Origin of the sequence: Streptomyces sp. CBMA123, from assembly GCF_014596465.1 — a bacterium.
Taxonomy (GTDB): Bacteria; Actinomycetota; Actinomycetes; order Streptomycetales; family Streptomycetaceae; genus Kitasatospora.
In genome coordinates this window covers 1-11381 of record NZ_MECK01000144.1, presented here as the reverse complement: position 1 = coordinate 11381, position 11381 = coordinate 1, and the positions used below count along the sequence as shown (strand labels likewise).

Annotated in this window: 9 protein-coding genes and 1 pseudogene; 4 read left to right on the top strand and 6 right to left on the bottom strand. The window is 72.4% G+C overall.

Annotated features, from left to right (window positions below; genetic code table 11):
* Positions 1-1438: pseudogene (locus tag BG452_RS18005) on the top strand (hypothetical protein); the annotation flags it as partial.
* A gap of 19 nt (positions 1439-1457) precedes the next feature.
* A complete protein-coding gene (locus tag BG452_RS18000; protein WP_188305340.1) occupies positions 1458-2216 on the top strand; it encodes a metallophosphoesterase in 759 nt (252 codons plus the stop codon).
* A 17-nt stretch (positions 2217-2233) separates the two neighbouring features.
* Here the strand turns inward: BG452_RS18000 and BG452_RS17995 are convergent, their stop codons facing one another.
* A complete protein-coding gene (locus BG452_RS17995; RefSeq protein ID WP_188305339.1) occupies positions 2234-2635 on the bottom strand; it encodes a hypothetical protein in 402 nt (133 codons plus the stop codon).
* 159 nt (positions 2636-2794) lie between these two features.
* Positions 2795-3490, bottom strand: coding sequence for a FadR/GntR family transcriptional regulator (locus BG452_RS17990; RefSeq protein ID WP_188305338.1), 696 nt, complete (start codon positions 3488-3490; stop codon positions 2795-2797).
* 168 nt (positions 3491-3658) lie between these two features.
* Between BG452_RS17990 and BG452_RS17985 the strand changes: the two genes are divergently transcribed.
* Both BG452_RS17985 and BG452_RS17980 read left to right on the top strand, forming a co-directional pair.
* Entirely contained in the window at positions 3659-4213 is a 555-nt protein-coding gene (locus tag BG452_RS17985) for a gluconokinase (protein WP_188305337.1), read from the top strand.
* Positions 4210-5607, top strand: coding sequence for a gluconate:H+ symporter (locus BG452_RS17980; protein ID WP_188305336.1), 1398 nt, complete (start codon positions 4210-4212; stop codon positions 5605-5607). The genes BG452_RS17985 and BG452_RS17980 overlap by 4 nt, the downstream gene beginning before the upstream one ends.
* Positions 5608-6029: 422 nt before the next feature.
* Here BG452_RS17980 and BG452_RS17975 read toward each other — a convergent pair whose 3' ends face one another.
* The 4 genes from BG452_RS17975 to BG452_RS17960 form a co-directional block, all read right to left on the bottom strand.
* Positions 6030-7625, bottom strand: a complete 1596-nt coding sequence (locus BG452_RS17975) for a glycerol-3-phosphate dehydrogenase/oxidase (protein WP_188305335.1) — start codon at positions 7623-7625, stop codon at positions 6030-6032.
* Positions 7626-7776: 151 nt separating this feature from the next.
* On the bottom strand, positions 7777-9297 hold the full coding sequence (gene glpK / locus BG452_RS17970; RefSeq protein ID WP_188305334.1) for a glycerol kinase GlpK: 1521 nt from the start codon (positions 9295-9297) through the stop codon (positions 7777-7779).
* 114 nt (positions 9298-9411) lie between these two features.
* Positions 9412-10119 carry an MIP/aquaporin family protein gene (locus BG452_RS17965; RefSeq protein WP_188305333.1) on the bottom strand — a complete coding sequence of 236 codons (708 nt, stop codon included), beginning with the start codon at positions 10117-10119 and terminating at the stop codon, positions 9412-9414.
* Between the two features lie 299 nt (positions 10120-10418).
* On the bottom strand, positions 10419-11183 hold the full coding sequence (locus BG452_RS17960; protein WP_188305332.1) for an IclR family transcriptional regulator: 765 nt from the start codon (positions 11181-11183) through the stop codon (positions 10419-10421).
* Positions 11184-11381 lie beyond the last annotated feature (198 nt).

Genomic DNA, 11381 nt, shown 5'->3' with positions numbered 1-11381 from the left:
GGCCGCCGCCGCCCGCGCCGAGGAACTGGTCGCCACCATCGAGGCCCGCTCGGCCGCCGCCAGCGAACAGCTCGGCCGGCTGCGCGGCGAGGCCGAACGCTCCGCCCCCGCCGACGGCGAGGCGCACACCGAGCTGCCCGAGGAGCTCGTCCCCACCGACCCCGAGCACGCCCAGACCCTGCTGCGCACCGCCACCAGCCGGCTCGCCGAGTGCCGTGAGGCCGTGGACGCCGCCCGCACCGCGCACGCCGACCTCCAGCGCACCTTCGACACCGCCCAGTCCGCCGCCGCCGACTTCGACGAACTCGCCGGCCAGCTCCGCGACGGCCTGCGGGAGCTGGAGGACGACGCCCAGCCGGTCGAGCCCTACCTCGGCTCGCTGCCCGAGGCCCGCAACGCCTCCACCGACGCCCGCCGCGCCCTGCGCACGGCCGCCGGCGAGCTGTCCTCCGCCGAACTCGCCGTCCGCGACGCCTCCGACGCGCTGGTCCGGCACGCCAACGCCGCCCGCTACGAGGCCGTCCGCACCCCCGCCCGCCAGCAGATCCGCGAACTGCCCGCCTCCGCGCTGCCCGAGCACGCCGCCGCCTGGGCCGCCGCCTTCGCCCCCCGGCTGCGGGTGCTCACCGACGAGCTGACCCAGCTGGAGAAGAACCGCGGCTCGATCGTGGACCGGCTGCGCGGACTGGTCGAGTCCTCGCTCACCACCCTGCGCGCCGCCCAGCGGCTGTCCCGGCTGCCCGAGGGCCTCGGGGAGTGGTCCGGCCAGGAGTTCCTGCGGATCCGCTTCGAGGACCCGGACCACGCCACCCTGGTCGAACGCCTCGGCGAGGTCATCGACGAGGCCACCCGCGCCGCCGTCAGGAAGAACAGCGACCTGCGCCGGGACGGCATGTCACTGCTGCTGCGCGGCGTCGCCGCCGCGATCGGCCCCAAGGGCGTCAGCGTGGAGATCCTCAAGCCCGACGCGGTGCTGCGCGCCGAGCGGGTGAGCGTCGGCCAGATGTCCGACGTCTTCTCCGGCGGCCAGCTGCTCACCGCCGCCATCGCGCTCTACTGCACGATGGCCGCGCTGCGCGCCAACGACCGCGGCCAGTCCCAACTGCGGCACGCCGGCACGCTGTTCCTCGACAACCCGATCGGCCGCGCCAACGCCACCTACCTGCTGGAGCTCCAGCGTGCGGTGGCGGACGCGCTCGGCGTCCAGCTGATCTACACCACCGGCCTGTTCGACACCACCGCGCTCGCCGAGTTCCCGCTGGTGATCCGGCTGCGCAACGACGCCGACCTGCGAGCCGGCCTCAAGTACATCTCGGTGGAGGAGCACCTGCGCCCCGGCCTGCCCGCCCCGCAGGACCCGGACGGCCCGACCATCCACGGCGAGATCACCGCCACCCGGATGTTCAAGCGCCCCGCGGAGGTTCCCGCCCAGCCGTGAACTGGCTAGCGTGATCGCCATGCTGACGATCGCGCACCTCAGTGACATCCACCTCGGCCAGGTCCACCGCCGGGACGCCGGCAAGCGGGCCCGGCGGCGGGCCGAGCAGGTGATGGCGTACCTCGACGCCCTGCCCGGCCCGCTGGACGCGGTGCTGGTCACCGGCGACCTCGCCGACCACGGCCTGCCCGAGGAGTACGAGCAGGTCGCCGAGGTGCTGAACTCGCGGCACCCGGTGCTCACCTGCCCCGGCAACCACGACATCCGGGCGCCCTACCGGCAGGTGCTGCTCGGCGAGCAGCCGTCGACGGATCCGGTCAACCGGTCGCACCGGCTGCCCGGCGCCGACGTGCTGATGCTCGACTCCTCGATACCCGAGCAGCACGACGGTCTGCTGGCGGACGCCACCCTCGACTGGCTGGATGGCCAACTCTCGTCCGGCCGGCAGGAGTTGCCCGCCCTGGTGGCCTTCCACCACCCGCCGGTCGAACTGCACGTCCCGAGCGTCGACCGGATCCGCCAGTTCGGCGAGGCCCGCCTGGCGCAGGTGCTGCGCCGCCACCCCCGGGTGGCCGCACTGCTCTGCGGCCACTCCCACACCGCCGCCGCGACCACCTTCGCCGGCCTGCCGGTGCTGGTCGCGCCCGGCGTGGTCTCCACGGTCACGCTGCCCTGCGAGGGCGGGCGCGGCATCACCTTCGACCATCCGCCGATGCTCGCCTTCCACGTCCTGGACGACGAGGCCCGGCTCACCACCCACTACCGGGTGGTGCCCTGAGGCGTGTCAGGCCCGTCCTAGCGGTCGGCCAACCGGCGCTGGTGCGGCGGCTGTTGCGGGTGTTGCCGCGGGTGTTGCTGCGGGTGTTGCTGCGCGGCCCCGCCGGTCCGGGGGAACGGCCGGGCGGCCAGCGGCTCGGGGGCGGCCCGGCTGCCCGCCATCGGGGAGGCGGAGTTCGGCCCGCGCATCCGCTGGGCGGCGACCTGGCGGGAGATCAGGATCTCCAGCAGGCACCACATGGTGCCGAACACCCCGAGCCCCATCGCCATCAGCGCGGGCGTCATCAGCCAACTCCCCGCGTACGAGGCCAGCGTCGCGACCACCACGCCCACCAGGGTGAAGGCCAGGCAGAGCACCGCCCGGACGGCCGCGGAGCGCACCTCGTCGGGCAGGCGGCGACGGCGGCGTGGCACGGACATCGGGCGACCCCCAGGCGCGAATCCGGTGGCGGACGAGGAACGGGCGCACGCGAAACGCGCCCCCCGTTGCTCACTCTGCCCCGGTCGAACCCGGACCATGCGTCCGAATCCACCGAACTGCCGCCAAATCGTGTCATCCGGGCAGGCGGCGCCGCGGGCTCACCCCAGCTGCTGGTTGAGCTCCTCCAGGGCGCCCGTGACGATCGTCCGCATCGCCTGCTCGGCGTGCACGGCGTCGCCCGCGCAGATCGCGTCGGCGACCTCCCGGTGCAGCCGGATCGCGTACGGTTCCGGCTGATGGGGCATCAGATGGTACTCGGTCCGTCCGGTGAGCACCGCTCCCACGGTGTCCCCGAGGTGGGCGAACATCTCGTTCCCGGAGGCGCGCAGCACCAGGGCGTGGAAGGCGATGTCGTGCCCGAGGAAGGTGGCGAGGTCGGCCTCCCGCGCCGAGACCGTCAACTCCACGGCCAGCGAGCTGAGTTCGCGCCGGTCGTCGTCGGTCGCGTGGGTCGCGGCGAGTGCGGCGGCGGCCGGTTCGACGGCCATCCGCAGCGAGCCGAGCGAGCGCAGCTGGGCGGGCCGGTCGGCGCCGGCCAGGCGCCAGCGGATCACCATCGGGTCGAAGACGTCCCAGAGCGTCTTCGGCTGGACGGTGATCCCGACCCGCCGTCGGGACGCCACCAGGCGCATCCCCTCCAGGACGCGCACCGCCTCCCGGATGACCGTCCGGGACACCCCGAACCGCTCCTCCAGGTCCTCCCCGCGCAGCACCGCGCCCTCGGGGATCTCCCCGGACGCGATCGCCGGCCCGAGCTCGTCAAGTACCCGACCGGGCAGCCCCTGGATCTCCATCCGCCCAGCCTAGACGCCCCGGGCCGAGGTCTCCCGGCCGCCTCCGCCGCCACCGGATGCACTGCGATCGAGCCCACACGGCAAAAGTATGACGATTTGGTTTCTGCTACTTGAATACGTCATATCTTTGAAGCGATAGTGGCGGCCTGCAACGAAGGAGCACCACCCATGGCTCTCAACGTCGAGAACCGATCCCTCTCGGACGCCCCCCGCACCGTCGTGGTGATGGGCGTCTCCGGTGTCGGCAAGACCACGCTGGCCCGCCTCCTGGCCGACCGCCTCGATCTCCCCTTCGCCGAGGCGGACGAGTTCCACCCGCCGGCCAACATCGCCAAGATGTCCGCCGGCATCCCGCTGGACGACCAGGACCGTGAACCCTGGCTGCGCGCCATCGGCGCCTGGCTCAGGGAGCGCACCGAGGCCGGCACCGGCGGCGTGGTCACCTGCTCGGCGCTGAAGCACGGCTACCGCGACATCCTGCGCGCGGACGCCCCGGACGCCTTCTTCCTGCACCTCAGCGGCGGTCACCAGCTGGTCGAGGACCGGCTGTCCCACCGCTCCGGCCACTTCATGCCGACGTCGCTGCTCGGATCCCAGTACGCCACCTTGGAGGCCCTGGGCGCGGACGAGCACGGCGCCGTCCTGGACGTGGGCCCGTCCCCCGAAGAACTCGTCGAGAAGGCCGTGGCACTGCTGCGGCCTGTCAATGGAGACCTCGCGTGAGCAGCCTTTCCCCCACCCTCCTGGCGGCCGCCCCACCGGCCCTGCCGCACACCGGCAGCAACTCCCAGCTGCTGATCGCGGTGCTGCTCAGCATCGGTGTGATCGTCCTGCTGATCACCAAGCTGAAGCTGCACCCGTTCCTCGCCCTCACGCTCGGCTCCGGCCTGCTGGCCGCCGTCGCGGGCGCCCCCTTCGACAAGCTGCTGAGCAGCTTCTCCACGGGCTTCGGCTCCACCGTGGCCAGCGTCGGCCTGCTGATCGGCCTGGGCGCGATGCTCGGCAAACTGCTCGCGGACTCCGGCGGCGCCAACATCATCGCGGACACCGTGCTGTCCCGGACCGGCAACAAGGCGCTGCCGTGGGCGATGGCGCTGATCGCCGCGGTGCTCGGCCTGCCGCTGTTCTTCGAGGTCGGCGTCGTCCTGCTGATCCCGATCGTGCTGCTGGTCGCCCGCCGCGGCAACGTGCCGCTGATACGGGTCGGCATCCCGGCGCTGGCCGGCCTGTCGGTGCTGCACGGCCTGGTGCCCCCGCACCCGGGCCCGCTGGTCGCCATCGACGCCCTGAAGGCCGACCTCGGCATCACCCTGGCGCTCGGCCTGCTGATCGCCGTCCCGACCCTGATCATCGCCGGTCCGCTGTTCGCCCGGGTCGCCGAGCGCTGGGTCGGCCCGCTGGAGGTCCCGACCGCCGTCACTCCCGAGGAGACGGCCAAGCGCGAGCACACCCCGTCCTTCGGCGCGGTCATGGCGACCATCCTGCTGCCGGTCGTGCTGATGCTCGGCAAGGCCCTGGCCGACGTCGTGATCGACGACCCGAAGGCGGTCGGCCAGCGGGTGTTCGACTTCATCGGCTCCCCGCTGATCGCGCTGCTCGCCGCGACCCTGCTCGGCATGCTGACCCTCGGCAAGGCGGCCGGCTTCGACAAGGCGCGGATCTCCGACACCGTCGGCAAGGCGCTCGGCCCGATCGCCGGCATCGTGTTCATCGTCGGCGCGGGCGGCGGCTTCAAGCAGACCCTGATCGACGTGGGCGTCGGCGACATGGTCAGCCACTGGTCCGCGAAGTGGCACATCTCCGCGCTGCTGCTGGGCTGGCTGATCGCGGTGCTGATCCGCCTGGCCACCGGCTCGGCGACGGTCGCCACCATCACCGCGGCCGGCATCGTCTCCCCGCTCGCCGCCGGCATGTCCTCGACCCACGCGGCCCTGCTGGTGCTCGCGATCGGCGCCGGCTCGCTGTTCCTCTCGCACGTCAACGACGCCGGCTTCTGGCTGGTGAAGGAGTACTTCGGGATGAGCGTCGGGCAGACGCTGAAGTCCTGGTCGGTGATGGAGACGATCATCTCGGTGGTCGCGATAGCGCTGATCCTGCCGCTGAGCATGCTCATCTAGCGCGCCTCGCGCCTCGCACACACCGCCACAGAGGGGCGGCACCCGTACCGTACGGGTGCCGCCCCGCGGCGTTCCCCTGAAGCGGCCGGACCGGTCCCGGTCGGGCCCCGAGCGGCCCGGACGGCACCGCGGCCGTCGCCGCCATCAGCTCCTCGGCCACCGCACCGCCCGTCCGCCGCCGCCGCCGAGGGCGTCCGGGTCCTGGACACCCGGGGCGGCACCGCACTGCCCGGCCTGACCGACGCCCGCGTCCACCTGCCGGCCACCTCGCTCGACCTGCGCGACATCGCGAACCGGACGCCCGGCTACGCCACCGTCCGCGCCCTCGCCGAGGCCGAGATCGAGGCGGGCGCCGTCATCCGGCGAAACGGCGGGCGGGCGCCCGGGGAAACCCCGAACGCCCGCCCGCCGTACAGCAGTGCCTACTTGGTCCCGCGCTTGGCGAGGAAGGCCTCGACCTCGTCCCGGATCTCCGGCGTGTCCAGCCCGCGCACCGTCATGGTGGTGCGGCGGCGCAGCACGTCGTCGGCGGTGTACGCCCACTCGTTCTCGGCCGCGTACGCGACCTGCGCCCAGACGTCCGGACCGTCCTCGTGGATCGGCCGGCCCAGCTCCGGGTTCTCGTCGATCATGCGGGCGATCTCGAAGGAGAGGGTGCCGTAGTGGCTGGCCAGGTGCTTGGCGACCAGCGGCTCCATCCGCGAGCCCGGCTCCCGGTCGATCAGCAGACGGTGGGCCACCGCGTTCGGCGCGCCGACACCCGGCAGCGGGACGGTCGGGGCGATCGGGGACATGTCCTCGCCGAGGCTGGTGCCGGGCACGTGGGCCAGCTTCTCCAGCACGGTGCGGCCGATGTGGCGGTAGGTGGTCCACTTCCCGCCGGAGACCGACAGCATGCCGCCGCGGCCCTCGGTGACGACGGTCTCGCGCTTGGCGGCGGCGGTGTCACCCGGGCCGCCGGGCAGCACGCGCAGGCCGGCGAAGGAGTAGGTGACCAGGTCGCGGTCGAGGTGCTCGTCGCGGATCGCGTGCGCGGCCTCGCCCATGATCTGGTCGATGTCCGCGTCGGTGGCCCGGACGTCCTTCGGGTCGCCGGTGTACTCCTCGTCGGTGGTGCCGAGGAGGACGTGGTCCTCCCACGGGATGGCGAAGGAGACGCGGTACTTGTCGATCGGGATGGTCAGCGCGGCGCGCCACGGCGAGCGGCGCTTGACCACGACGTGGGCGCCCTTGGAGAGGCGGATCGACGGCGCGGCGCCGGCGTCCTCCATCTTGCGCAGGTGGTCGACCCACGGGCCGGTGGCGTTGAGCACCAGGCGGGCGTCGACGCCGAACTCGGTGCCGTCCAGGCGGTCGCGCAGCTCGGCGCCGGTGACCCGGCCGCCGGTGAAGCGCAGGCCGGTGACCTCGGCGTGGTTGAGCACCACGGCGCCGGCGTCGACGGCGGCGCGCACGGTCATCACCGCGACGCGCGAGTCGTTCATCTGGTGGTCGCCGTAGACGGCCACCGAGCGCAGGCCCTCGGTGCGCAGCGCGGGCACCTGCTGGGCGGCGTGCGCGGCGGTGGAGACCCGGCCCATGCCGTCGCGGAAGGCGGACAGCGCCGAGTACAGGAACACGCCCGCGCCGAGCTTGGCGGCGCCGTGCGGGCCGCCCTTGTAGACCGGCACGAAGAAGGTCAGCGGGTTGACCAGGTGCGGGGCCACGTCGGTGGAGAGCGCGCGGCGCTCCTTGTGGTTCTCCGCGACCAGCTTGACCGCGCCGGTCTGCAGGTAGCGCAGACCGCCGTGGACGAGCTTGGAGGAGGCGCTGGAGGTGGCGCCGGCGAAGTCACCGGCGTCGACCATGGCGACCTTCAGGCCGGCCTGGGACGCGGTCCAGGCGACGGCCGTGCCGAGGATGCCGCCCCCGATCACCAGCAGGTCGTAGGTGGCCTTGCCGAGCAGCTCACGGGTCTCGGCGCGGGAGGCGGTGCGGCCGGCGGTGCGCTCGGCGCCCAGGGTCGGGATGGTTGCCATGGTGGTTGTGTACGGCGCGCTGGTCGGGCGGCGCCGTTACTCCTCTCGTGTGCGGTGCGGCCTCTGCGGGAGAGGCCGGTCGGCCCGGTGCGGCGGGCCGGTGTAAACGGAACCGGCCGGTCGGGGCCCGGGGCCCCGACCGGCTTGTCGGTCAGTTGTTCTCTTCCTCCTCCACCCAGCCCATGGTGCGCTCCACGGCCTTGAGCCACTTCTTGTACTCACGCTCCCGGGTGTCCTCGTCCATGCGGGGAGTCCACTCGGCGGCGCGGTGCCAGTTGGCCCGCAGGGTGTCGAGGTCGTTCCAGAAGCCGACGGCGAGTCCGGCCGCGTAGGCCGCGCCGAGGGCGGTGGTCTCGGCCACGTACGGGCGCTCGACCGGGGCGTTCAGGACGTCGGCGATGTTCTGCATGAGCAGGTTGTTGCTGGTCATGCCGCCGTCGACCTTGAGGGCGGTGAGCTCGACCCCGGAGTCCTTCTGCATGGCGTCGACGACCTCGCGGGTCTGCCAGGCGGTGGCCTCCAGGACGGCCCGGGCCAGGTGGCCCTTGGTGACGTACCGGGTCAGACCGGCGATCACACCGCGGGCGTCGGAGCGCCAGTACGGGGCGAACAGGCCGGAGAAGGCCGGGACGAAGTAGGCGCCGCCGTTGTCCTCGACGGTGTTGGCGAGGGTCTCGATCTCGGCGGCGGTGGAGATGATGCCGAGCTGGTCGCGCAGCCACTGGACGAGCGAGCCGGTGACGGCGATCGAGCCCTCCAGCGCGTACACCGGGGCCTGGTCGCCGATCCGGTAGCCGACGGTGGTCAGCAGGCCGTGGTACGAGTTGACGATCTTCTCGCCGGTGTTCAGCAGCAGGAAGGTGCCGGTGCCGTAGGTGGACTTGGCCTCGCCCTCGTTGAAGCAGGTCTGGCCGAACAGCGCGGCCTGCTGGTCGCCGAGCGCGGAGGCGACCGGGACGCCGGCCAGGTCGCCGACGGCCTCGCCGTACACCTCGGCGGAGGAGCGGATCTCCGGCAGGACGGCCATCGGCACGCCCATCGACTCGGCGATGCTCTCGTCCCAGGCGAGCGACTTGAGGTTCATCAGCATGGTGCGGCTGGCGTTGGTCACGTCGGTGACGTGCTTGCCGCCGTCGACACCACCGGTGAGGTTCCAGATCACCCAGGTGTCCATGGTGCCGAACAGGATGTCGCCGGCCTCGGCGCGCTCGCGCAGGCCCTCGACGTTGTCCAGCAGCCAGCGGATCTTCGGGCCGGCGAAGTAGCTGGCCAGCGGGAGGCCGGTCTCGCGGCGGAAGCGGTCCTGGCCCACGTTGCGGCCCAGCTCGCGGCAGAGCCCCTCGGTGCGGGTGTCCTGCCACACCAGTGCGTTGTGCACCGGCTCACCGGTGTTCTTGTCCCACAGGACGGTGGTCTCGCGCTGGTTGGTGATGCCGATCGCGCGGATGTCGTCCTTGGTCAGCCCGGCCTTCTCCAGCGCACCGCGGACGACCGACTGCACCCGGGTCCAGATCTCGGCGGCGTCGTGCTCGACGTAGCCGGGCTGGGGGAAGATCTGCCGATGCTCCTGCTGGTCGACGGAGACGATCCGGCCGTCGGCGCCGAAGATGATGCAGCGGCTGGAGGTGGTGCCCTGGTCGATCGCGGCGATGTAGTTGCCAGTGGAGGTCATGTGGAGGGTCCTCGGCTCAAGTTCGGGGGGTTACGGGGTGGGTGGGCCTGACACGGACGTTCGGTGGCCGTACGTCCGGTCAGTCCCCGTGCTCGGCTGTTTTCAACCGGGCCTTTAGAACAGGGCGTTGTACACGCCGCCGGCCGCGAGGCCGCCCAGGATCGGGCCGACGACCGGGACCCAGGCGTAGGACCAGTCGGAGCCGCCCTTGTTCGGGATCGGCAGCAGCGAGTGCACGATGCGCGGGCCGAGGTCACGGGCCGGGTTGATGGCGTAGCCGGTCGGGCCGCCGAGCGAGAGGCCGAGGCTGACCACGACGATCGCTACGACCGCGGTGCCGCCGGCACCGAGCTTCGGGCTGAGGGTGAGGATCGCCATGCAGAGCACGAAGGTGCCGATGACCTCGGTCATCACGTTCTGGACCGGGTTCCGGATCTCGGGCCCGGTCGAGAAGATGCCGAGGGTGGGCTCCTTGTTGGCCTGGAACTGTCCGAGGTAGGTGAGCCAGACCAGCACGGCGCCGATGATCGCGCCGAGCATCTGGGAGCCGATGTAGAGCGGCACCTGGCTCCAGTCGCCGCTCTTGACCGCGAGCGCGATGGTGACGGCCGGGTTGAGCTGGGCGCCGGACTTCTCGCCGGTCATGTAGGCGGCGACGAGGACCGCGAAGCCCCAGCCGAAGGTGATCGCCAGCCAGCCGGCGTTGAAGGCCTTCGACTTCCTGAGGGTCACGGCGGCGCAGACGCCACCGCCGAGGAGTATCAGGGCGGCGGTGCCGAGGGTTTCGCCGACGAAGACGTCGCCGTTGGAGAACGCGGACACAAAGACTCCCTTGTCATGGCCCGAAGTGCGGGTGGGGGCAGGCGGCCGGTCGATCCCGGTGCGGGTGAGCGCGCTGTGGGAGTGATCTTCCCGGCCATCGTTCGACAATGTCGACCGTCATGCGGAAGCTTCCTCCCCAGGTCGGCCCCGCGTCAAGGCGGGGTTACGCAGCTGTGACCCTTCCCTCGGTGGGTCCCCCGAAGTTACCCAGCGGAGTGCCCCGAATCGGGACAAAACGCCAAGGCGCGGACAGGCTCACCGCCCGTCCGCGCCTCAGCGTGACGAATCGACCGCTGCGGTCAGAACCGCCCGGCACCCAGATCGCGGGAGATCGCCCGCGCCGCGCTGCGCACCGAGGCCACCAGCGAGGGCTTCACGAAGCCGTCCTCGCAGACCCGCTCCACCGGCCCGTTGACGCACACCGCGCCCACCGGGTTGCGCCGCCGGTCCTGGATCAGCGCGGCGATCGACGCCACGCCCTCCCAGGTCTCCTCGATCGAGTCCGCCCAGCCGCGCTCGCGGATCAGCGCGCACTCGGCGTCCAGGTCGTTCGCCTCGGTCAACGTCCGCACGGTGTACGACTCGTACGGCCCATCGCCCAACTCCCCGCGCGCGACCGGGTCGTAGGCCACCAGCACCTTGCCGATCGCGGTGCTGTGCAGCGGCTGCATCGAGCCCACCTCCAGCACCTGCCGGGTGTCGTCGGGCCGGAACACGTGGTGCACGATCAGCACGCCCTGCTGGTGCAGCACCCCCAGGTACACGGTCTCGCCGGCCGCCCGGGCCAGGTCGTCCGCCCACACCAGGGCCCGCGCCCGCAGCTCGTGCACGTCCAGGTAGCTCTGCCCCAGCCGCAGCAGCTCGGCGCCCAGCTGGTACTTGCCGCTCTCCGGATCCTGCTCGACGAAGCCCTCCTGCTGCAGCGTGCGCAGGATGCCGTGCGCGGTGCCCTTGGCCAGGTCCAGCGCCGTCGCGACCTCGGACAGTCCCAGCCGGCGCTCACCGCCGGCCAGCAGGCGCATGATCGCGGCGGCCCGGGAGAGCGACTGGATCGGGCCGGGCATGGGTACCTCCGCGCTGACAGGCGGTCGACATTGTCGACCGCAGTGGTGACGGGACGAGTCTGCCAGGCCGCCGTCCGTCCGTGCACCTTCCCCCTCGGTAACCCGCGCTCGGCCGGGTGTTAACCTTCCGCGCCTGTTAGCCTTCCGCGCCGCCGCGCCGGAGCCGTCCCGCCGCGCAGTCCGGGCGCCGGCGCTCAG